Below are 21,440 nucleotides of genomic sequence, written 5' to 3'. Positions count from 1 at the left end.
TCAGTCGTCCAGTAAACGTAGCTCTGTTCCAAGTTTAATTGCGTGCCTGGCATTATTCACACCGAGTTTTTTCATTACATTCCCCATATGGAATTTAACGGTGCGTTCGGCAATAGACAAAATAACAGAAATTTCTGCGTAGGTTTTCCCGGCGCTGACCCATTTAAGGATTTGTCGCTCACGTGGCGACAGAAAAACATTCTTTTTCTGTTGATGCTGGCTATACAGATTGAGTGTCTTCTGATGCAGTTGAACAAGGAAGCTTAGAAATTGTGGCCGATATTTTTCAATATCAATACCAGAATGCTTAGGACTGATGACGGATAAGACAACAAGATTATTCAGATAGTCATGCAGAGGGAAAGTCTGCCCCTGGTAGATATCATACTGGACGCTTTCGTTGAAAATGCGCGTCAGGTTATAACCATCGGACAGGATGACATCACTTTCCCAGAAAAAATCTTCAACACAGCGCAAAGCCCGAATGATAACAGGGTCAATGAACTGATATTTCCTGTCGAGGTAGATATCAAACCACTCGGGGCTGTTATTGATTATCCGCATTTGTGAAGGATCTTTCTTGTTCATAATGGCGTAGGCGAAGACGATCCCTTTGAAGTCCTCAAAAAACGCGTCCAGCTCACTCTGAATTAGCGTATTGATCGTTATGTCGTTGTAATATGTGTCCTTCACGTGAGTTGCTTGCCTCCTGTTCGAGTGGAGGAGCAAGTATAATATGCTTCGTTATCTGTAGCGAGTCGCATTTTAATCCAGTCAACAGATAAGACAGGCTACCTAAGCGGGTAGCCTGTCGAACGTTTGGCATTTCTAAATGGCAAATGCAGATGACTCAGCGAATTGTTGGTGATTTTATCGAATCCCGAAATAGTTCACTAAATATAGTAGGCTGCAAAATTTAGGAGGTTTTCCGCTTTACATTCGAGTACCGGACAAGCGTACCGAAGCTGATTCTCATCAGGATTTTAACCCGCAGACTACATAATGCCTTTAAGAGCAATATGATAAAGCAGCATAATGGTTTTACCGTCGACAATCTTGCCTGTTTCAATGCCGCATAATGCCTCTTCAAGCGTCATTTCCAGCACGTCGATATCTTCTCCCTCAGCCTTTATCCCGCCGCCTTCACCGGTTCTGTCTTTCGGATGGTACTCGGCAAGATAAAAATAGAGTTTTTCCGTGACGGAGCCTGGACTCATATAGGCTTCAAAGATTTTCTGCACGCTCGAAACCTGAAATCCTGTCTCTTCTTCCGCTTCTGCTTTTATGCGGCTTTCGGGATCCATGTTGTCCAGCAGTCCCGCCGCGGCTTCAATTAAATCGTCCTCATGGCCGTTGATAAAGACAGGGAAGCGGAACTGGCGCGTCAGGATCACCGTTTTTTTCTCACGGTTGTAGAGAAGAATAGTCGCACCGTTGCCACGGTCGTAGACCTCTCGCTGCTGTCGTTGCCATTCGCCGTCGCGGCGCTGCAGGTCGAAGGTGTATTTTTTAAGGTTGTACCAGTTATCTGACAGGGTTTCACTGTCAATGATGCGCACATCTGCACGTTTTGATTGCACGTTTGTTCCTCCTTACGTAGAGTAATTATCATAAACAGCATTATCGTGCATTTTCAAGATAAAACATGCAACATCAGGAATTCATGATGCTCACCAGTCAGCGAAAACAACTGATCCTCGAAAAGCTCGGCGCCGAAGGTCATGTCCAGTCAAAAGCACTAAGTATTTTCTTTGACGTCTCGGAAGACACCATTCGGCGTGATTTACGCGAGCTGGCGGCAGAAGGGCGTTTACAGCGTGTTCACGGCGGCGCGCTGCCGTCATCTTCTGCTGTTGCGCCATTTGCCGAACGGCAATCCGTGAAGATGGATGCAAAAAAAAGGGTGGCCCGCAAAGGCGCGCAGCTGATTTCATCAGGCCAGGTGGTGATCGTCGACGGTGGCACGACAACTTCGGAGCTGATTACGTTTTTCCCTCCTGACCTGCGCATCACGGTGGTAACGCACAGTCCGAGCATCGCCCTGGGGCTTGTGGAGCATCCGTCCATCGAGGTGATTCTGATCGGCGGTCGCTTGTATAAGCACTCCATTGTTACGGTCGGCGCTGCGGCCATCGAAGGCATCGAAAATATTCATGCAGATCTATTCTTTATGGGCGTGACCGGGATCCATCCTGAGGCGGGGCTGACAACCGGCGATTTCGAAGAAGCGTGCATCAAACGTGCATTTTCCGGCAGAGCCGCGGAGACGGTCGTCCTGGCTTCTCCGGAAAAGGTCAACACAGCGTCTTCGTTTGTGATTGGCGATGTGTCATCGGTGAACACCATCGTCGTAGAAGACAATACCGATCGGGACTGGATCCGCGCGGTCTCGGAAAAGGGGGTCTCCGTCGTGTTGACCTCAGAGAGTGACTGAAGAAGCCTTGTGCTACACGCCCTCCGGCGCATGGCACACCGCCTCAATATTGTGGCCATCGGGCGAGATGACAAACGCGGCATAGTAATTTTCACCGTATGACCTCAGACCCGGCCCGCCGTTATCACGCCCACCGGCGCGCAGGGCGGCATGGTAAAACGCATCGACCTGCTGGCGCGTGTCGGCCACAAACGCCAGATGCAGAGGCGCAGGTTTTTCATTTGTCTGAAAAAGACATAGCGAAACGTCGCCTGAACTCATTTCGACGCCGTAGTCTGGCGTGCCTTCATCGATGAGCTCTACGCCAAGCGGCTGAAGCGCATAGAGGAAGAAGGTTTTACTTTTTTCATAATCACTGACGCCGAATTTCACATGGTCGAACATGGTTCCTTCCTTTATGAGATGGAGAAATAACCAGTATAGAAGGAGAGTGGGGGCGAACATGCTAAACAACGTGTCAATGTGACCGTCATCAATTTATGCAGTCTTTCCCGATGCCGAAACGGACAAATGGCATATTTAAAACGTCAGGGTTTGAGCTGGAAAAATAGACCACTCCTGTTCTGTTGTCCCGCGGTTTATATTTTTTCAACATCTCAAGCTCAATTCCGGTGCTCATAAATGTTTTTCCGTTTTGATCAAACAGGAAGAAACATATCTTATTATCTTTGCCCGGTTCAATACTTTTACCCGACGCGTTATCCAGCGTAACCTTATAGCTGACCATATATTTTGCTTCGCCCGTTGTACTGTCCCATTGGCTTCCCTGAGACTCTTTTTGAGCGAAAATGGTTATCCCGGTGAGCTTGTCGTCATGTCTCTCTTTCTGAGCGGCCTGAGCCGTCCCGGCGGCGGACAACGCTAACGCAAGACAAATTCCTTTAGCCAGGAGACTTCGCATTTTTCTTCCTCTTCATTTTTTACACTGATTCACTATAGACAGAATTGATTTATGCAACCCAGGATCGTGAGGTGCATAATAAAATTCAACGGAAGTCTGTTTCCCGCTAAATTTACTGACTTCGACCCAGGCAACATCGGTATAATCGCTATCCTTGAGATTATATCTTTCGCTACCGTCAGGAAGGGTATCATCAAATTCCAGCGATAAATGTTCTCTGGATGATGCATACATGAGGCAATCAGCAACCTGGCTTTTGGGATGATTGATATAAAAGGATGCCACTTCCGGATGCGTTCCAACTTTACCCAGATCCACGCAACCGCTTAAACACAGAGCGGGGAAGAGTATAAGAAGTTTATTCATAAAGCGGCGCCTCACTGCTGATTGTCAATCAAGAAGGCCAGTTTATCACCGTGCGCTATAACGCACAACCGCTACATAGCAACCCGTTTCCGCCCAACAAATATCCACCGAAGATAATCGTATAGCCAGTTAAACAGCATTGTGTATGGCAGGAAAAACAGTACCAGACCAATCTCAACGAAAAATGCCTCAGTCATGGTTAAATTCAGCATAACCATCGCGACAGGGATTAAGGTGACGATCAGTCCCGCTTCAAAACCCACCGCATGGATTGCGCGAACGAGAAATGTGCGTTGAAACTGATGTTTTTTTTGCAGGGAATCAAAGAGCTTATTAAAAATAAAATTCCAGACCGTTGCGGTAAGGGCAGATATCACGGACAACGAACCTGACTGAAGTACCGACACGTTCATCAGCCAGGCGAGTGACAGCGCGATGATAACGTTGGCCGTCACTTCAAAAATGACAGCATGGAAAACTCTCTCTTTAAAGCTTTTATTTAATTCAATTTCCATTTGCTTACGACAGCGTTTATCAAAAGCTGAAGTATATCAGACATTTTTCAACCCTTTCTAAACGTGCAGGTTATGTTAAATACAGCCCAGGCCCGCTAGCGTAGAACGCACGGCCTCGGTAAGAGGGGTCTGCGGTTCATGGCCTAAAAAGGCGATCAGTTTTGAATTATCCATCTCTATTGTCTGCTCCCAGAGATAGCGCATCTCCCGCATTTCACGCAGCGTGGTGTTAAACGGACTCATTGCAGAGATCAGCCACCATGGAAATGACTTCACCTTCGCCTTAATACCGGCATGCTCCGCGACGTGCTTTATGGCTGTGGTCATCGTGGTCCCATCTGGATCCCAGTGACCACGCATATGGAAACAGGAAAACGGTTCGAGTTCATCCCGCCGCGCCAGCAGTGCCGCAACGGTTTCGGCGACGTCCGGCAGATAAGCCCACTGATGTCCTGCGCCGGTTTGCCCGGGATTTTTAATGACCTTCGGTGGATACCCCGGTTTTACCAGTCCCTGTGAAAACCAGTTGTTGCCTGCGAGGGGACCAAAAAAGTCGCCCGCCCGTAAAATGAGCACCTTACCGCCACGCTGTGCATAGGCTGCGAGCTCTTGCTCCATTTGCACGCGTATTGCTCCTTTTCGGGTAACCGGATTCTGTGGGGAATCCTCGCGTAAGAGGGGAAAAGCATCAGGACCGTAGTTATAAATGGTGCCCGGCAGAACGATTAATGCACCGTTTTGCTCCGCTGCGCTGATGGTGTTATGCAGCATGGGTAAAACCAGCCGTTCCCAGTTTCGATAACCCGGCGGGTTAACGGCATGAACAATCACGCTGCATTCTGACGCCGCTGCCTGAACCTGTTCAGCATTCTGCGCATCGCCGCTTATCCACGTCATGCTTTTGTTATGGGAGTCATTTCCCGGAACGCTGCGGCGCAATGCACGTACATCCCATTCGTCACGGATCAATTTACGGGCAATTTCGCCACCGATCCCACCCGTTGCGCCCAGTATCAGTACCTTATTTGTGCTTTTCATCGTCTGGCCCTTATTGGATATCTGCTTGACATCTTAAGGGCCACACGGGCTAAATGTAATTGCATAATATAAGTCAGCAGGTATGCATTTTTGTATGAAGCTAAATATCCCGTGGGAATGGTATCGCACTTTTTTGGCCGTGATGAAGGAAGGGTCGCTGTCAGGAGCCGCACGCAGGCTTGCCATCACCCAGCCAACCGCCGGACGTCATATTGCGGCACTGGAATCAGCCCTGGGGCTTGTTTTATTTACCCGTTCGCAGACGGGATTGCAGGCTACGGACGCCGCCGTCGAGCTGAAGGGCCATGCGCAGGCAATGGAAAATACGGCCATGATGATTGAGCGGTCGGCGGCCAGTTTCAGCTCCGGCGCAACCGGATTGCGGGGCGTGGTGCGCGTCGCCGCCAGTGAAATCATCGGAACGGAGGTTCTGCCTCCCGTGATTGCACAGATAAAAGAAGAATATCCGCAAATAACCGTTGAACTGGTTCTGTCTAATCGCGTTCAGGATTTACTGAACCGGGAAGCGGACATTGCGGTACGCATGACCACACCGGTGCAGGAGCAACTGATTGCACGTCGGATGGGAAGGGTCGAAATAGGCCTGCATGCCGCGCCAGCCTATCTGTCGCGGCGTGGTGCTCCGGAAAGTATTGATAAGTTATTAACCCATACGCTTGTCGGTTTCGATAATTTAACGCCCTTTATTTTACAGGCACTTAAACAATACCCACAGCTAAACCGCGAGCTGTTTAGCGTGCGGACCGACAGTGATATTGCACAATTAAACCTCATTCGCGCAGGGGCCGGTATCGGAATGTGTCAGGTACAACTGGCAGATTTTTCTCCGCCGTTGCAGAGGATAATGCCTGATTACTTTGCGTTTCATCTGGACACCTGGCTGGTGATGCATGAGGATTTACGCCACAGCCGGGCCTGTAAAACGGTGTTTGATTTTCTTGCTGAGGGTTTACAGGCTTATATCAACAGGGCAAAACGGTAAGTCATGCATGTTGAGATGATCAGCGTGACGATGGCAGCACTTGAGAAGTCACACTCAGAGGCCATTATCATCAGGACAAGGATGTCCAAAAAACGCCAGATTTCGCCTTACTTCATATTAGTACGCATAATGTATATTATGTTAAATACGATATGGGCATCAGAGAATAAGCCATAAACCGTCCAGTCAAGACCCTCATAGTTGCCTTCCCTCTCATATCAATACAGTGGCCTTTTGGCCACTGCATCGGTTACTGAGGAAGTTATCTTTTATTCAGATACTTATTGAAGAATGCCGTGATGTTATCGAACGGGATCTTATCCATACGATCATATAAATCGACATGCGTGGCATCTTTAACAATCAGAAGCTCTTTTGGCTGATTTGCCGCTTCATAAGCTGTTCTGGAGAAGTAAAGCGAATGCGCTTTTTCGCCATGAATGAATAGGATTGGACGCGGAGAAATTTCCTTAATGTAAGTCATCAGCGGGAAATTCATGAAGGACATCGGCGTTGTCACAGACCATGAATTGCCAGAGTTGACGGCTCGTGGATGATATCCGCGCTTGGTCATGTAGTAGTCCGCATAGTCCACGAGGAACTGTGCTTCACCGCCCTTCAGCTTATTGTAGGCTGGCTGGTAGGCCGGTTTGCCGTTTGCCGCATCTTCCCAGCGCTGTAGGCTCATCTTCTCCAGGGCCTGCTCGCGTTGCTCCGGTGTTACGCTGTCATTGTAACCTTTCGACATCACGCGGCTCATATCGTACATGGTGCTGGCAACCACCGCTTTTATGCGTTTATCCACGGCAACAGCATTCAGGGCAATCCCCCCCATACCACAGATACCTATGACACCGATACGTTCACGATCCACATAAGGTTGCAGTCCAATAAAATCGACTGCTGCCATAAAGTCTTCGGTATTAATATCAGGTGAAGCGATATTACGGGGTTCCCCACTACTTTCACCGGTATAAGACGGATCAAATGCCAGCGTCACGAATCCGCGCTCGGCTAAGGTTTGCGCATAGAGACCAGAGGCCTGCTCTTTTACCGCGCCAAAAGGCCCGGAAATAACAAGTGCAGCAAGCTTCTTATTTCCGCGATCTTTTGGGAGATACACATCAGCGGCCAGCGTAATGCCGTAACGGTTTTTAAAAGTCACTTTTTGATGATCCACTTTGTCGCTCCTTGGGAAGGTTTTATCCCACGTCTGAACCAGACGCGGTGAAGAGTCTGTTGCGCCTGGTGCAGGCTGGGCGACCGCAGTTTCTGTTGAAATCAGAGCCATCGCTCCGGCAAGGAGTGCGCCGTTTAAGAATCGCGTTGAAGATTTTGTCGTCATGCTATTAAAACCTTTCATTCAGTGAATTCAGGGTTGTTATTTTGGGAGTCTTTAACGAAAGGTGTTATTAAAATACTCTGCATTATTTGCCCGATCCTCTAAACCTGATGCCAAAGCGTATATTTCAATTTTCATAACTGCTACGTTAATTACGTCGTAAAATGTGAGGCATTACAGAATGATTTCGGACAAGTCGGTTGAGAAACTACTCGGTGAGCTTTCCCGGGATATTGCTCAGCGCACACCCTGTACGGGTGATTTCCCTACAGCCGTAGAAGGACTAGAATTATTCCGGCGAAATGAACCCGCTCCGCCGGTGAGCTGCCTGGTCCCTCCCAGTATCGTTCTGGTGGCCGACGGCGCGAAGATCATGTGGGTTGGTGGTGAACCTTACGAATACAATGCGGAAAAATTCCTGATCACCTCTCTTGACCTGCCAGCCAGCTCGGAAGTATTACAGGCGTCGGCAACCCGGCCCTGTGTCGGCGTAGCCTATAAACTTGACCAGCGCGTGCTGATGGAATTAATTGCACAGGGAAGCCTGCCGCCCGTCAAAAAACGAGACGCGGGAACGGGTGTAGGGATTGGTACAGTTACTGATGTTTTACTGGAGCCTTTCTGCCGCCTGCTCTCTTTGCTTGACGAGCCTCAAGCCATTCCTGTTATCGGGCCGCTGATCCAAAGAGAGATACATTACAGGCTTTTGATGAGCGATCGGTCCGATCATATCCGGCAGATTGCCGCAGTAGACGGCCATGGCTACCGTATCGGTAAAGCTATTGACTGGTTAAAGACCCATATCGCGTCACCTTTACGTGTCGAGGAGTTGGCAAGCCGCGTGCAAATGAGCACGCCCTCTTTCCACCAACATTTCAGACAGCTTGCAGGAATGAGTCCACTCCGTTATCAGAAATGGCTGCGCCTCAATGAAGCCAGAAGACTGATGCTGAATGAGCATTACGATGTCACCACGGCGGCCTATGCTGTCGGTTACGAAAGCTTATCCCATTTCAGCCGGGAATATTCGCGGATGTTCGGTCAATCGCCTAAGAGGGATATTACTGTGCTGAGAAAGTCTGCCGGTAAGCTTTAATATTTCCTGAGCTGACATGTTTCACTGCGAGGATATGAAGTGACATTTCTATTACTCGATGGGCTTATTCCCTACCCGTTCCGGTACTCAAGGAGTGAGAGAAACAAAACATTGATTATTAATATGATTAAAATAGTATCCCGTCACCTGCAACGCTGTAACGAGGTGGCTACCAGCATAAGCAATGCCTCCCCAACACAGCTGCAACAGCTAAAAACTGAGTTGGCTGACGAAATGGGCAAACCTGTAGGTCTACACACCATGGGTATTCCAGCGGCGATCAGTACCCTCGGGGTGATTGTCAGTTTCGCTATTCCTCAGCTGTGGCTGGGGTATGGCGTACTCGCCGGACTCGACCAGCCAGCGGAACACGTATTCGTCTGGGTTGTCCTGATCGCCCTTCTGTTCGCTGGCCTTAACGGCGTGACGATGTTTATGATTGGCAAAGGCAGCATGCGCGCCGTGCGGTTACACCTTACGCTGGCGGTGATAAGCCTGGTATTAACAGCAGCCTATCTGCTGGTCGCGCTGAGCGGTAGCGCAGCTCCGGGCGTCAGTCTGACCGCGGCGCTAGTGAGTATCGGCATGCTACTGCTTAGCGGCAGCTGTATCCTTTCAACCGCCTTCTATAAGATGCTGCTGTTTACTCTGCATAATCGAGCCTGGCGCAAGCTTCTCAGCCACACGCGTGCTAAAACAGCGCGCTGAGCGTTCGTCCCGTAAAAAACCCGCCATCGCTGGCGGGTTTTTTTATGGCTTTTTATGCCTGCGCAGCCAAATTAACTTATACGCCGCAGGAATAATAAACAGCGATAGCAGCGGAGCCGTAATCATCCCGCCAATCATCGGTGCGGCTATCCGGCTCATGACCTCTGACCCGGCACCGGTCCCCCACAGAATGGGCAGCAGACCGGCAATAATCACCGCGACGGTCATTGCCTTTGGCCGCACGCGCAGCACGGCGCCATGATAAAGAGCGTCATCAAGCCCCTGTTCGGTGAACGTTTCCCGATGGGATAACGCCGGCTGTGCCTCAACGGCATGACGCAAATACATCAGCATGACCACCCCAAATTCTGCCGCCACCCCGGCCAGAGCGATAAAACCGGTGCCGGTTGCCACAGACATGTGGAAGCCCTGCCAGTAGAGGAACCATATTCCCCCGACCAGGGCGAACGGCAGGCTCATCAGGATCAGCAGCGCTTCATCCACGCGACGGAACGCCAGATACAGCAGAATAAAGATGATCATCACCGTCATCGGCACCATCAGCTTCAGTTTCTTGTTAGCGTGCTCGAGCAGCTCAAACTGCCCGGAGAATGAGACGCTGGTGCCCGGCCTCAGCTTTACGTCCTGGCTGATGGCCGTCTTAATGTCGTTCACCACCGACACCATATCCCTGCCGCGGGCATCGATATAAATCCAGCTCGCAGGCCGGGCATTTTCCGTTTTCAGCATCGTGGGGCCGGAAACCACGTTGATGTCCGCCACATCGCCCAGCGTGATCTGCTGCTTCATCGGCGTGAGGATAGGCATCTGCTTCAACGCGCTCGGGCTGTTCCGGTAGTCCTGGGGATAGCGAATATTAATCGGGTATCGGGCGACGCCTTCCACCGTTTCACCCACCGTCGCTCCGCCGATGGCCGAGGAGACGAACAGCTGCACATCGCCCACCGTCATCCCGTAGCGGGAGGCTTTTTCCCGGTTGATATCAACGTCAATGTAGCGCCCCCCCTCCAGACGTTCAGCCAGGGCAGATACCACGCCCGGCACCGTTTTGGCTACCGCCTCGATGCTCTGCGCCGTAGCGTCGATATCCGACAGAACGGTACCTGACACCTTGATACCAATCGGGCTCTTGATGCCGGTCGAAAGCATATCGATGCGGTTACGAATGGGTGGAACCCAGAGGTTCGCCAGGCCGGGCAACCGAACGGTCTTATCGAGCTCGTCAATAATCTTGTCAATCGTCATGCCGGGCCGCCACTGATCCTCAGGTTTGAGCTGAATGGTGGTTTCCACCATTTCGAGCGGCGCGGAATCCGTAGCCGTTTCGGCCTTACCCGTCTTGCCGAAAACAGAGGCCACCTCAGGCACGGTTTTGATTAACTTGTCCGTCGTCTGTAACAGCGCCGCCGCTTCTGCCGGAGAGACGCCCGGCAATGTTGACGGCATATACAGCAGATCGCCTTCGTTGATCTTCGGTAAAAACTCGCCGCCCACCTGGCTGAGAGGCCAGATCACCGTGAAGATGGACAAGGCCGCAACCAGCAGGGTTGTTTTTGGCCAGTGGAGCACCCTAATCAGTAGCGGGTGGTAGGCTTTAATCAGCAGCCTGTTCAATGGGTTACTGGTCTCAGCGGGAATCTTACCCCGGATCCAGAATCCCATCAGGATGGGGATAACGATGATGGCCAGCGCGGCCGCACCCGCCATGGAGTACGTTTTGGTGAAGGCCAGCGGACCAAACAGCCGCCCTTCCTGACCTTCAAGAGTAAAGATGGGAATGAAAGACAGGGTGATAATCAGCAGGCTGATAAACAGCGCGGGGCCTACCTCGACAGAGGCGTTGGTGATCACCTTCCAGCGGGTGGCGTTATCAATCTGTTCTCCCGGATGCTGGTGATCCCACTCTTCCAGCCGCTTGTGCGCGTTTTCAATCATGACGATGGCGGCATCCACCATCGCGCCGACCGCAATGGCAATGCCGCCCAGCGACATAATATTGGCGTTTAGTCCCTGGAAATGCATGACGATAAAGGCGATACACAGGCCAAGCGGCAGAGAGATAATCGCGACCAGCGCAGAGCGAACGTGCCACAGGAACAGGGCGCAGACGATGGCCACCACGATAAACTCTTCGAGCAGCTTGGAACTCAGGTTGTCGATTGCCCGATCGATGAGCTGGCTGCGATCGTAGGTTGTGACAATCTCAACGCCTTCCGGCAGGCTGGCCTTCAGCGTCTCCAGCTTATCTTTCACCGCCGTAATGACCTCACGCGCATTTTTGCCCGAACGCAGGATCACCACGCCGCCCGCAACTTCCCCCTGCCCGTTTAATTCGGCAATACCGCGGCGCATTTCCGGCCCCGTTTGTACGCGGGCAACATCGCGAAGATAAATCGGTACCCCGTTCTCTCCGGCTTTCAGGACAATGTTATTGAAATCGTCCATCGTCTGCAGATAGCCGCTGGCCCGGACCATATACTCCGCTTCCGCCATTTCAACTGACGATCCTCCTGCCTCCTGGTTAGACGACTCAAGGGCCTGCTTCACCTCCAGCAGGCTAATGCCGTACTGTGCCAGTTTTAACGGATTGACCTGGATCTGATACTGCTTCACCACGCCGCCGACGGAGGCCACTTCGGCCACGTTAGGGATCGTTTTCAGCTCAAATTTCAGGAACCAGTCCTGCAACGAGCGTAACTCTGCGAGATCGTGTTTTCCGCTGCGATCCACCAGCGCATACTCAAATATCCAGCCAACGCCCGTGGCATCAGGACCGATTTCAGAGCTCACGCCGGCAGGCAGCTTGCCCTGAACCTGGTTCAGATACTCCAGCACGCGCGAACGCGCCCAGTACAAATCGGTGCCATCTTCAAAAATGACGTACACGTACGAATCGCCAAACTGCGAAAAACCGCGCACGGTCTTTGCGCCGGGAACCGACAGCATGGTGGTCGTCAGTGGATAGGTGACCTGGTTTTCGACAATCTGCGGGGCCTGGCCGGGATAGCTGGTTTTGATAATCACCTGAACGTCAGAGAGGTCGGGCAAGGCATCGACCGGAGTGTTGATAATGGTCCATGTCCCCCAGACGCTGAGAAACAGCGCCCCCATCATGACCAGGAAACGGTTGGCGACCGACCGCCGGATAATCCATTCAATCATCATCGTCTCCTTAATGGCCAGAGTGCGCGCCGTCAGCGGCTTCAGCGTGGCGCATGCGCTCCAGCGCGCCGGTAATATTGGCCTCGGAGTCAATCAGGAACAGACCGCTGACCACTACCGACGCCCCCTCTTCCAGCCCGCTGCCAATGCCGGACTGCTGCTGAGATTCATGCAGAATGTGGATCTTTTTCGGTACAAAATTCCCGTCCGCATCAACCGTAATCACGCGCTGTTCTTTGCCGGTATCAATAACGGCCTGGGAGGGGATCAGCAGCATTTCCTGGCTTCGGGTATTCAGCTTCAGGTAGGCATTCATGCCCGGTTTCAGCAGCTCATCCTTGTTAGCGACCTGCAGGCGCACCTGCAGCGTACGGGTGGTTGGATCCACGCTCGGCAGAAGACTCCATTTTTCAACCGGGAAGGATTTATCCGGCCAGGCCGGTATCGAAACAGTAAACTGCGAGGTATCGTTCAGCAGATAAGCAATGGATTCAGGCACTGCCGCGCCGATCCAGACCGGATCCATCCCCTGAATTTGCGCCACCACCTTATCTTTGGAAATATTCATGCCGGTACGCAGGTCAAAGGCCGTGATCACCCCGTCGATCGGCGCCCTGATGGTAAACCGGGTCTGGATAGTGCGGGTGGAACGCAGCCTCTGAATATCCTCATCCGGCATACCCGCCAGGCGAAGCCGTTCCAGAACCCCTTTTATTTGCGTTGGCGTTCCGCCGGTGCCGGATAACAGTAGAAACTCGCTCTGCGCCTCTACCCAGTCAGGAATAGTAATATCAATAAGCGGCGTGCCTTTTTTCACCTTATCGCCCGTCGTCAGCGGGTACACTTTCTCCACGAAGCCTTCCGCGCGCGCCTGCACAATGACAAACTGATAGTCGTTATAGCTGACGTTAGCCGGGATCGTCTGGGCATAATTCAGCGTTCCGCGCGTCACCTTTTGCGTTTTTAATCCCAGGTTCTGAACCTGCGTCGGGTCAATACGGATACCGGCGCTGCTTTTATTGTCGTTTTCATCGGCATATTTCGGTACCAGATCCATATCCATAAACGGCGATTTACCGGGCTTATCGAATTTCACGTCTGGCTTCATCGGGTCATACCAGAAAAGCACCTTTCTTTCTGGTGCGCTATTTTCCATTTTTTCAGATGAATGAAGAGCCTGCCAGGCCGTCACCGATATCAGCCCTCCCGCAATAAGGCTGCTGACTATCATGGCAGCATATTTTATTTTTAATGAGGCCATGCCGCGTCTCGCTATTTAATGCACTTGAGTAAAGAGAGATTGCCCTGCTGAACAAACGAAAAATCAACGTGACTGCCGACTTTTAAAGCATTGATACTCTCGTCAGCCTGAATAAAGGTGAAACGCATGGTCATCGCGGGCCAGCCAATCGCCGGGATAGCCTCATGAGAGATCGTGACTTTTTTATTCGTGAGATCAATGTCCTTCACGATGCCGGTCCCGGTGATGAGCTGCTCTGTGGTCCCTTCGCTGGTAGAATTCATCCCCTCGTGCTGATGAACCTCAGCCTGAAGGCCGGCAGAAAACGCAAAGGAGATCGCACCGAATACAACGGCCTTAATTGAATTGCGCATGTTTATTTTCCTGTTTAATTAAATAACGTTATTCGACCCAACCGCCGCCGAGCGCGGTGAAGAGATTAATTTCATTAACCTGCCGGGCATAAATAAGGTCGAGAATATTTTGCTGCGTGGAGAAAAGAGAACGCTCCGCGTCAAGCACTTCGATATAGCTGACCGCACCGCTGGAATATAACCCTCTGGCCCGCTGCAGGGTGATGCGTAGCGAATCAAGATACCGCTGCTGCGCAGCAAGCTGCTGGTTAATGCTGTCACGCAGCGCGAGCGCGTCGGCAACCTGTTTGAAGGCGGACTGAATTTTTTGTTCGTAATTCACAACCGACTGCTGCTGGCGAATTTCGGCCAGCTTCAGGTTGGCCTTATTTCTGCCCGCATTAAAAATGGGAATGTCGATTTTAGGAATAAAATTCCACATCCCGCTCCCTGACGTGAACAGGCTGGACAATTCCGTGCTGCCGGTTGAAAGCCCGCTGGTGAGTGATATGGACGGGAAAAAAGCAGCGCGTGCCGCGCCAATATTTGCATCGGCCGCTTTAAGCTGATACTCCGCTTCCATAATATCCGGGCGCTGCAGCAGTATCGCCGAGGAAAGGTGGGGAGGCAGTTTTACCGGCGCAACGTCGCTGGCGTTCATGCCGCTGTCGCCCGGCAGCGCGCGATACGTGCCGAGGACCAGCTGCAGGGCATTATTGGCCTGCGCCAGCTCTCCCTCTCTTTTGGCAATCTCTGCCTGCGTATTTTCGATCTGTCCCCGGGCCTGTTCCAGCGCCAGGACGTTCGTACTGCCCGTCACCAGCTGCTGCTCAACGAACGCATAAGACTGCTGGTAATTTGTCAGCGTATCCCGGGCAATGCGCAGCTGTTTATACGCCAGCTGCTGGTTGAAATAGCTCTGAGAAACGTTAGAGACGAGCAGGATATGCACCGCGCGACGGGCCTCTTCGCTGGCGAAAAAGTTTTGTCGGTCGGCATCGCTCATGTTCCTCAGCTTGCCGAAGAAATCGAGTTCGTAGCTAAGCGCAAGACCCGCGTCGTACTGCTGCGCGGTGGGTTTGTCACTTTTCAGCCCGCCGCTGTACGTGATGCCCGAGGAGGCATTCAGCTGAGGATAACGATCCGCATCCGTCACGTTGAACTGCGCCCGGGCTTCCTCGACCTTCAGAGCGGCCATTTTGATATCGCGATTGTTATTCAGGGCTTCCGTAATCAGCCCCGCAACCTGAGGATCGACAAAAAAGCGTCGCCAGCCGGTGTCCTGATACCCCGCCGCCGCAGGCGTCAGGCCGTTACGGGAGAGCGAAAACTGCCGGGGTACAGGTGCTTCCGGTCGCTGGTACTCTGGGGCCAGCGAGACGCAGCCTGCCAGAATAAATACCGTGCTGATGCTTAGTCGTTTTAACAGGAACATAACGGTTCAAATGAAGTCCAGAGTAGTTTTAGGGCTACTCTACGGAACGCATCCTGTTTGACGGGTGACAGGATAATGACAATGTTGTCATTTTTAGCGTAAGTCATTGTTAACGGTCGCAGGCTCACTAGAATGTCATCAGCAGCCAGTCAGGGGAGCATGATGAAAATACTGATCGTCGAAGACGAAATTAAAACCGGTGAGTACCTGAGTAAGGGGCTGACTGAAGCGGGGTTTGTGGTGGACCACGCGGATAATGGCCTGAACGGCTACCATCTCGCCATGACCGCTGAATACGATCTTCTGATTCTGGATATCATGCTGCCCGATGTGAACGGCTGGGACATTGTCCGCATGCTCCGCTCTGCCGGAAAAGGGATGCCCATCCTGTTACTCACGGCTCTCGGCACGATTGAACACCGGGTTAAAGGGCTTGAGCTTGGCGCGGATGATTATCTGATTAAGCCTTTCGCCTTTGCGGAGCTGCTCGCCCGGGTAAGGACGCTGTTAAGACGCGGAAATACGGTGATCGCGGAAAGCCAGCTTCAGGTGGCAGACCTGACGGTTGACCTCGTCTCGAGAAAAGTAAGCCGGGCCGGAAGCCGCATCTCGTTAACCAGCAAAGAGTTCAGCCTGCTGGAGTTTTTCATGCGTCATCAGGGAGAGGTGCTTCCCCGCTCCCTGATTGCCTCCCAGGTGTGGGACATGAATTTTGACAGCGACACAAACGCGATTGATGTGGCGGTAAAGCGGCTTCGTGCGAAAATCGATAACGATTATGAACCGAAGCTGATCCAGACGGTGCGCGGCGTGGGCTATATGCTGGAGGTACCGGATGCGCGTTAAGCTTCCCGGGCGCCCCTTTTCTCTCGCCCTGCGGCTGACCTTTTTTATCAGCCTCTCCACGATACTGGCCTTTTTCGCCTTTACCTGGTTTATGCTCCATTCCGTTGAAAAGCATTTCGCCGAGCAGGATATCAACGATCTGCAGCAAATCAGCACCGCGATGCACCGCATACTGCAATCGCCGGTCGATCCCGACCAAAAGAAAATCAGCAAGATCAAAGAGTCGATAGCCAGCTACCGCAACGTGGCCGTTCTGCTCCTGGATCCGCAGGGCAATATCCTGTTCAGCTCGGCGCAAGGAGCGGCACTGCGCCCTGCGATGAACACGGCGGACTTTAGCGATCACCGCCGCGCGCAGGATGTGTTTCTCTGGACGGTTGAAGACCCTGCCGAAAACATGCACGCCGGGTCCGACATGAACATGGAAACGTACCGGATTATCGCCTCTTCAGGCACGGCAACGCTGCAGGGCAAAACGCAGAACTACGTGATGCTGATCGGGCTTTCCATTAATTTTCATCTGCACTACCTGGAGGCGCTGAAAAAGAATCTCCTGATGATTGCCGCGGCGATCAGCCTGCTGATTATTCTTGTCATCCGCATCGCGGTTCGTCAGGGACATTTGCCCCTGCGTAACGTCAGCAACGCCATTAAAAATATCACCTCAGAAAACCTGGATGCGCGGCTGGAGCCGTCCCGCGTGCCCGTTGAGCTGGAACAGCTGGTCATCTCCTTCAACCATATGATCGAAAAGATTGAAGATGTTTTTACCCGTCAGGCGAATTTCTCCGCCGATATCGCGCATGAAATCAGAACTCCCATCACCAACCTGGTGACGCAAACGGAAATCGCGCTGAGCCAGAACCGCTCGCAGAAAGAGCTGGAAGATGTTCTGTACTCCAGTCTGGAAGAGTACAACCGGATGACCCGGATGGTCAGCGATATGCTTTTCCTGGCGCAGGCGGATAATAACCAGCTGATCCCTGACCGGGTGATGTTTGATTTAAGCGCCGAGGTCATGAAAGTCTTCGAATTCTTCGAAGCCTGGGCGGAAGAACGCAACGTTACGCTGAAATTTAACGGGATGCCCTGCCTGATAGAAGGCGATCCGCAGATGTTCAGAAGAGCAGTGAATAATCTGCTCTCCAATGCCCTGCGCTATACGCCAGCAGGAAAAGCGGTGACGGTTTCCATCAGAAATCAGGATAACGACGTTGAACTGATGATAGAAAATCCCGGTACGCCGATCCCTCAGGAACATCTGTCGAAGCTGTTTGACCGTTTCTATCGCGTCGATCCGTCCAGACAGCGCAAAGGCGAAGGCAGCGGGATCGGGCTTGCCATTGTGAAGTCCATCGTCACCGCGCACCACGGAAAAGTCCGCGTGGAATCGGATGCGGTGTCGACGCGCTTCATCCTCTCCGTGCCGGGAAAAGCGGCCTGAGCGTCAGCGCACGGGCCGACACACTTCCAGTACCTTTTCCCTGAGCCATCGATGCCCCGGGTCCCGCTCCATGCGCGGATGCCACATCTGCGACACCGTAATGGTCCGGGTTTTAAACGGCAGCTCAAAGACGTGTACGCGCTCGTTCATCGGCTGATTGAGCAGGTACAGCGCCGGCACCATGGCAATCAGATCGGACGCCAACGCCACGGATAGCGCCGTCGGAAATCCGGGCACCACGCTGGCGACCTTGCGCTTCATCCCCCGTTCCGCCAGCGCGTCATCGACAAACCCGTGTAACGATCCGTCCGGTGAGGCCACCACGTGGCCCCACGCGACATAATCATCAAGGCTGACGTCAGGCTGTAATGACAGCGGATGCCCCTTGCGCACCGCGCCAACAAACCGATCCTGAAAGAGCCGTTGCAGCCGTATTTCAGGCCCCATATTGCTCTGCACGCCGATCTCCAGGTCGACCAGCCCCTCGCGCAAATAGCGCGACGTTTTTTCAGGTTTCGGCGAGAAGCGGATGCACACCCCGGGGGCAACGCTCGCTACCGCCGCAATAAGCAGCGGCCCAAACGCCACCACAAAACCGTCGTTGGCTCTGATGGTGAAAAGCCGCTCGAGATTTTCCACCTTCAGCGCGTCGGTGGAGGGCTGTAGCACCGCCCTCGCCTCATGCACTGCGCTTCTGGCGCGGTCCCGCGTGGCTTCGGCCCAGGGCGTCAGCACCATATGACGCCCGGCCCGCACCAGAATAGGATCGCCGGTCACCTCCCGCAGCCTGCTCAGGGTGCGGCTCATGGCGGAGGTGCTGAGGTTCAAACGTCGCGCCGCGCCCGCCACGCTGGCCTCTGCGAGCAGAACGTCGAGTGCAACCAGAAGGTTAAAGTCAGGATCGGACACGATGGCTCCTCAGATAAGGCGTTATATGCAATGATTAAGTGCAGCTGATGCGTCTTCCGCCCTGTATACCGCATGATTATAGTTTCGTCATCACTATTCTTATCCGGAGTAACGACGATGACGCTATTTTCAAACCAGCCCGGCGATGAAGGTTTGCCCGGGCATGAACGCGCCCGGGTCATGGCCGCCGTCATGACCACCACGCTGATGGGCGTCTTTGACGGCACCATGATCAACATCGCGCTGCCCTCCATGGCAACGGCGATGCAGGTTCCCGCGAACGTGGCGGTCTGGTTCGCCAACGGTTACCTGCTGGCAGCGGCAATGACGTTAGCCCTCTTCGCGGCGCTGGCGGCGCGCGTAGGCTATCGCCCGGTCTTTTTGTGCGGGCTTGCCACCTTTACGCTCACCTCGATCGGCTGCGCGCTGGCGACTACGCCAGAAATGCTGATCGGCATGCGTATTCTGCAGGGCATCGGCGGCGCGGCCACCCTGAGTATCGCCCCGGCGATCCTGCGATCCGTTTTTCCGGGTCGACTGCTTGGCCGCATTCTGGGGCTGCACGCGCTGCTTATCGCCTCCAGCACGGCGATTGCCCCCGTGCTGGGCGGAACCATACTGGACGCGCTGAGCTGGCAGTGGCTGTTCGCCATTAACATTATTCCGGGCAGCATCGCCCTGCTGCTGGCGTGGCGCGCCTTGCCGCGGGAAACGGCCGTTGACCGCTCATCCTTTGACGCGCCGGGTGCCGTACTCTCCGCCGCGCTGTTAGGCTCGGCGATAATGCTGGCCGACAGCCTTCAGCGCGTGACGCAACACATTGGCCAGGAGACCGTCGGCTGGGGGCTGCTCACGCTGGTCAGCGCCCTCGCCTTTATCTGGCGGATTCGGCGCGCGCAAAGTCCCATCCTGCCGCCCGTCATGTTCAAAAACGGACGCTTCACCCTCGCCGCCCTGACCTCGCTGGCCTCGTTTGTCAGCCAGGGCATCACCTTTGTCGCGCTGCCGTTCCTGTTTCAGAGCGTGTATGGCTACAGCCCGGTGGTCTCCGCGCTGCTGTTCACTCCGTGGCCGATTGGCATCGTGCTGATCGCGCCGCACGCGGGGCGCTGGGCAGATACGATTTCCGCGCCGCTGATCTCGACAATCGGGCTGATGATTTTTGTCGGTGGGCTGGTCCTGCTGGCGACGTTGCCGGAAAGCCCTTCCGCATGGAATATCTGCCTGCGCAGTCTGGTTTGCGGGATTGGGTTTGGCTGCTTTCAGAGCCCCAATAACCGGGAGATGCTCTCTAACGTGGCGCGGGAATATGCCAGCTACGCCTCCGGCGTGTTGTCTATCGTCAGGACGTTTGGACAGTGTCTCGGTGCCGCCGCGGTGGGCGTGCTGCTGGCCGCGACGACGGGATGGGACCATCAACATGCCATCCAGGTTGCACTGTGGATAGCCGTCATCGCCTCGACGGGATCGGTGTTGTTTAGCGTGAGTCGTCTGCGCCCTGCGGTTCGCGCATCAGCCTGATTCGCCCGACGGCGCTACGCTTGCTCGGGCCTACAAGGAAGCTTTGCACAATGTAGGCCGGGTAAGCGCAGCGCCACCCGGCAAGAAAGACGGCGCGTTCGTTTACTCCAGCGCCAGCAGCGCAAAGCTCGCCAGCCAGTGCCCGCCGCTGTAGTGGCTGCCAACCACATGCTCGACGCTTGCCGACAGGTGTTTCGTCACCGCCTCGCGCAGCGCCGGATGCGCCGGATGGTTAGCGGGAAGCGCTTTGGCAATATGCTTCATGCACCAGGCGCGGCTGAGGTTTAATCCGTCGAGATGGGCGATTTTCGGGTCGGTACGATCGCTCACTTCCGCCGGGTTCATCAGCGCCGCAACGAGGCCGACCTCCGGGAGAAACGCGTCAAACCAGGCCGGGAAGCCCTCCAACACTTTGCTCATCAGCAGCGCTTCCGTCAGCGCCCCGGAAATGTACTCATCACCGCCGGGCTCGTAGTGGGCAGGATAGCGCGTGTCGGCGAGATAAAACCTCTCCGCCGCCGTGACAATCGCCTGCTCAAGCGCGCTATCTTCGACGGCTCGGGCGTAGTCCAGCCCCAGCGCGAGGGCAAACGCCGTGTTGTAGTGCGTCCCGACGCGGATCGGATAGGTGAGCTTGCTGAGGTAATCCACCAGCCTATTGCGAATATCCTGGGTTAGCGGCTCTAGCGTGCGGTACCAGCCTGCGGCCTGCGGCAGCGACGACTGTTTTAGCTCCTGGGCCAGCGCCAGCAGCCAGCCGTAGCCATACGGGCGCTCAAACGAGGCGCGGAACGGCGCGGTGAAATAGGCCAGCTCCTTCGCCACGTTCTCTTCCGTCAGGTGCTCGTCGAAAAGCGCGACGATCGCGTTCCGGCTCGGCAGTTCCGGGTAGAGGCGCACGCAGCGCAGCAGCAGCCAGTAGCCGTGCACCGCCGAGTGCCAGTCAAAACAGCCGTAGAAAATGGGGTGCAGTTCGCGCGGCGGCAGCACGTCGCCATCATCATTCAGCAGATGCATGATGTGGTTCGGGTATTCCTGGCGCAAATAGGTCAAAGGCATGCGGGCAAACGCGTCAGCCTGATGTTGCGTTAATTCCATAACAGCTC

Annotated in this window: 21 protein-coding genes; 7 read left to right on the top strand and 14 right to left on the bottom strand. The window is 53.8% G+C overall.

Going from position 1 to position 21,440, the window contains the following annotated elements; translation table 11 throughout:
* Both P346_RS19755 and P346_RS19760 read right to left on the bottom strand, forming a co-directional pair.
* Nucleotides 1-693: a helix-turn-helix transcriptional regulator gene (locus tag P346_RS19755; RefSeq protein WP_029741270.1), complete on the bottom strand. Its 693-nt coding sequence runs from the start codon at nt 691-693 to the stop codon at nt 1-3.
* Between the two features lie 302 nt (nt 694-995).
* Nucleotides 996-1,580 (bottom strand): NUDIX domain-containing protein, encoded by a 585-nt coding sequence (locus P346_RS19760; protein ID WP_032657044.1) that lies wholly within the window; start codon nt 1,578-1,580, stop codon nt 996-998.
* A gap of 86 nt (nt 1,581-1,666) precedes the next feature.
* Here P346_RS19760 and P346_RS19765 point away from each other — a divergent pair, with 86 nt between their 5' ends.
* Nucleotides 1,667-2,434, top strand: a complete 768-nt coding sequence (locus P346_RS19765) for a DeoR/GlpR family DNA-binding transcription regulator (protein ID WP_032657043.1) — start codon at nt 1,667-1,669, stop codon at nt 2,432-2,434.
* Between the two features lie 12 nt (nt 2,435-2,446).
* Here P346_RS19765 and P346_RS19770 read toward each other — a convergent pair whose 3' ends face one another.
* The 5 genes from P346_RS19770 to P346_RS19785 all read right to left on the bottom strand — a co-directional run bounded on the left by P346_RS19770 (nt 2,447) and on the right by P346_RS19785 (nt 5,254).
* A complete protein-coding gene (locus tag P346_RS19770) occupies nt 2,447-2,818 on the bottom strand; it encodes a VOC family protein (protein ID WP_032657042.1) in 372 nt (123 codons plus the stop codon).
* Nucleotides 2,819-2,906: 88 nt separating this feature from the next.
* On the bottom strand, nt 2,907-3,335 hold the full coding sequence (locus P346_RS19775) for a DUF4354 family protein (protein ID WP_032657041.1): 429 nt from the start codon (nt 3,333-3,335) through the stop codon (nt 2,907-2,909).
* A gap of 12 nt (nt 3,336-3,347) precedes the next feature.
* Complete coding sequence (locus tag P346_RS23055) at nt 3,348-3,701, bottom strand: hypothetical protein (protein WP_071995943.1); 354 nt, start codon at nt 3,699-3,701, stop codon at nt 3,348-3,350.
* 71 nt (nt 3,702-3,772) lie between these two features.
* Nucleotides 3,773-4,216, bottom strand: a complete 444-nt coding sequence (locus tag P346_RS19780) for a PACE efflux transporter (protein WP_032657040.1) — start codon at nt 4,214-4,216, stop codon at nt 3,773-3,775.
* 75 nt (nt 4,217-4,291) lie between these two features.
* Nucleotides 4,292-5,254: an NAD-dependent epimerase/dehydratase family protein gene (locus tag P346_RS19785; RefSeq protein ID WP_032657039.1), complete on the bottom strand. Its 963-nt coding sequence runs from the start codon at nt 5,252-5,254 to the stop codon at nt 4,292-4,294.
* 94 nt (nt 5,255-5,348) lie between these two features.
* On the opposite strand from P346_RS19785, the gene P346_RS19790 reads away from it, so the two are divergent.
* On the top strand, nt 5,349-6,257 hold the full coding sequence (locus tag P346_RS19790) for a LysR family transcriptional regulator (protein ID WP_032657038.1): 909 nt from the start codon (nt 5,349-5,351) through the stop codon (nt 6,255-6,257).
* 262 nt (nt 6,258-6,519) lie between these two features.
* On the opposite strand, the gene P346_RS19795 is transcribed toward P346_RS19790, so the two are convergent.
* A complete protein-coding gene (locus P346_RS19795) occupies nt 6,520-7,620 on the bottom strand; it encodes an alpha/beta hydrolase (RefSeq protein WP_032657037.1) in 1,101 nt (366 codons plus the stop codon).
* 160 nt (nt 7,621-7,780) lie between these two features.
* Between P346_RS19795 and P346_RS19800 the strand changes: the two genes are divergently transcribed.
* Both P346_RS19800 and P346_RS19805 read left to right on the top strand, forming a co-directional pair.
* On the top strand, nt 7,781-8,695 hold the full coding sequence (locus P346_RS19800) for an AraC family transcriptional regulator (RefSeq protein ID WP_032657035.1): 915 nt from the start codon (nt 7,781-7,783) through the stop codon (nt 8,693-8,695).
* Nucleotides 8,696-8,818: 123 nt separating this feature from the next.
* Nucleotides 8,819-9,403 carry a hypothetical protein gene (locus P346_RS19805; protein ID WP_032657033.1) on the top strand — a complete coding sequence of 195 codons (585 nt, stop codon included), beginning with the start codon at nt 8,819-8,821 and terminating at the stop codon, nt 9,401-9,403.
* 42 nt (nt 9,404-9,445) lie between these two features.
* Here the strand turns inward: P346_RS19805 and silA are convergent, their stop codons facing one another.
* From silA to P346_RS19825, 4 genes are read right to left on the bottom strand one after another with little or no spacing between them, the layout of a single operon-like run.
* Nucleotides 9,446-12,586 carry a Cu(+)/Ag(+) efflux RND transporter permease subunit SilA gene (gene silA, locus P346_RS19810; protein WP_032657031.1) on the bottom strand — a complete coding sequence of 1,047 codons (3,141 nt, stop codon included), beginning with the start codon at nt 12,584-12,586 and terminating at the stop codon, nt 9,446-9,448.
* Nucleotides 12,587-12,596: 10 nt separating this feature from the next.
* Nucleotides 12,597-13,847, bottom strand: coding sequence for an efflux RND transporter periplasmic adaptor subunit (locus P346_RS19815; RefSeq protein WP_032657029.1), 1,251 nt, complete (start codon nt 13,845-13,847; stop codon nt 12,597-12,599).
* A gap of 11 nt (nt 13,848-13,858) precedes the next feature.
* Nucleotides 13,859-14,200 (bottom strand): cation efflux system protein CusF, encoded by a 342-nt coding sequence (gene cusF / locus P346_RS19820; RefSeq protein ID WP_032657028.1) that lies wholly within the window; start codon nt 14,198-14,200, stop codon nt 13,859-13,861.
* A gap of 28 nt (nt 14,201-14,228) precedes the next feature.
* Nucleotides 14,229-15,614, bottom strand: a complete 1,386-nt coding sequence (locus tag P346_RS19825) for an efflux transporter outer membrane subunit (RefSeq protein WP_032657027.1) — start codon at nt 15,612-15,614, stop codon at nt 14,229-14,231.
* Nucleotides 15,615-15,776: 162 nt separating this feature from the next.
* Here P346_RS19825 and P346_RS19830 point away from each other — a divergent pair, with 162 nt between their 5' ends.
* Both P346_RS19830 and P346_RS19835 read left to right on the top strand, forming a co-directional pair.
* Nucleotides 15,777-16,460 (top strand): copper/silver response regulator transcription factor, encoded by a 684-nt coding sequence (locus P346_RS19830; protein ID WP_032657026.1) that lies wholly within the window; start codon nt 15,777-15,779, stop codon nt 16,458-16,460.
* On the top strand, nt 16,450-17,904 hold the full coding sequence (locus P346_RS19835) for a Cu(+)/Ag(+) sensor histidine kinase (RefSeq protein WP_032657025.1): 1,455 nt from the start codon (nt 16,450-16,452) through the stop codon (nt 17,902-17,904). The genes P346_RS19830 and P346_RS19835 overlap by 11 nt, the downstream gene beginning before the upstream one ends.
* Before the next feature lie 3 nt (nt 17,905-17,907).
* Here the strand turns inward: P346_RS19835 and P346_RS19840 are convergent, their stop codons facing one another.
* Nucleotides 17,908-18,813, bottom strand: a complete 906-nt coding sequence (locus P346_RS19840) for a LysR family transcriptional regulator (protein WP_032657024.1) — start codon at nt 18,811-18,813, stop codon at nt 17,908-17,910.
* 117 nt (nt 18,814-18,930) lie between these two features.
* Here P346_RS19840 and P346_RS19845 point away from each other — a divergent pair, with 117 nt between their 5' ends.
* Nucleotides 18,931-20,334 (top strand): MFS transporter, encoded by a 1,404-nt coding sequence (locus P346_RS19845; protein WP_032657023.1) that lies wholly within the window; start codon nt 18,931-18,933, stop codon nt 20,332-20,334.
* Between the two features lie 102 nt (nt 20,335-20,436).
* Here P346_RS19845 and P346_RS19850 read toward each other — a convergent pair whose 3' ends face one another.
* Entirely contained in the window at nt 20,437-21,432 is a 996-nt protein-coding gene (locus P346_RS19850; protein WP_032657022.1) for a DUF2891 domain-containing protein, read from the bottom strand.
* Nucleotides 21,433-21,440: the final 8 nt, after the last annotated feature.

Origin of the sequence: Enterobacter sp. DC1 (genome assembly GCF_000568075.1) — a bacterium.
Taxonomy (GTDB): Bacteria; Pseudomonadota; Gammaproteobacteria; order Enterobacterales; family Enterobacteriaceae; genus Enterobacter; species Enterobacter asburiae.
The sequence above is the reverse complement of the archived record's forward strand: the minus strand, read 5'-3'. Positions and strand labels throughout refer to the sequence as shown.

Coding starts and splice junctions, on each gene's coding strand:
- P346_RS19765 (WP_032657043.1), top strand. CDS start 1,667: ATGCTCACCAGTCAGCGAAAACAACTGATCCTCGAAAAGCTCGGCGCC.
- P346_RS19770 (WP_032657042.1), bottom strand. CDS start 2,818: ATGTTCGACCATGTGAAATTCGGCGTCAGTGATTATGAAAAAAGTAAA.
- P346_RS19775 (WP_032657041.1), bottom strand. CDS start 3,335: ATGCGAAGTCTCCTGGCTAAAGGAATTTGTCTTGCGTTAGCGTTGTCC.
- P346_RS23055 (WP_071995943.1), bottom strand. CDS start 3,701: ATGAATAAACTTCTTATACTCTTCCCCGCTCTGTGTTTAAGCGGTTGC.
- P346_RS19780 (WP_032657040.1), bottom strand. CDS start 4,216: ATGGAAATTGAATTAAATAAAAGCTTTAAAGAGAGAGTTTTCCATGCT.
- P346_RS19785 (WP_032657039.1), bottom strand. CDS start 5,254: ATGAAAAGCACAAATAAGGTACTGATACTGGGCGCAACGGGTGGGATC.
- P346_RS19790 (WP_032657038.1), top strand. CDS start 5,349: ATGAAGCTAAATATCCCGTGGGAATGGTATCGCACTTTTTTGGCCGTG.
- P346_RS19795 (WP_032657037.1), bottom strand. CDS start 7,620: ATGAAAGGTTTTAATAGCATGACGACAAAATCTTCAACGCGATTCTTA.
- P346_RS19800 (WP_032657035.1), top strand. CDS start 7,781: ATGATTTCGGACAAGTCGGTTGAGAAACTACTCGGTGAGCTTTCCCGG.
- P346_RS19805 (WP_032657033.1), top strand. CDS start 8,819: ATGATTAAAATAGTATCCCGTCACCTGCAACGCTGTAACGAGGTGGCT.
- silA (WP_032657031.1), bottom strand. CDS start 12,586: ATGATTGAATGGATTATCCGGCGGTCGGTCGCCAACCGTTTCCTGGTC.
- P346_RS19815 (WP_032657029.1), bottom strand. CDS start 13,847: ATGGCCTCATTAAAAATAAAATATGCTGCCATGATAGTCAGCAGCCTT.
- cusF (WP_032657028.1), bottom strand. CDS start 14,200: ATGCGCAATTCAATTAAGGCCGTTGTATTCGGTGCGATCTCCTTTGCG.
- P346_RS19825 (WP_032657027.1), bottom strand. CDS start 15,614: ATGTTCCTGTTAAAACGACTAAGCATCAGCACGGTATTTATTCTGGCA.
- P346_RS19830 (WP_032657026.1), top strand. CDS start 15,777: ATGAAAATACTGATCGTCGAAGACGAAATTAAAACCGGTGAGTACCTG.
- P346_RS19835 (WP_032657025.1), top strand. CDS start 16,450: ATGCGCGTTAAGCTTCCCGGGCGCCCCTTTTCTCTCGCCCTGCGGCTG.
- P346_RS19845 (WP_032657023.1), top strand. CDS start 18,931: ATGACGCTATTTTCAAACCAGCCCGGCGATGAAGGTTTGCCCGGGCAT.
- P346_RS19850 (WP_032657022.1), bottom strand. CDS start 21,432: ATGGAATTAACGCAACATCAGGCTGACGCGTTTGCCCGCATGCCTTTG.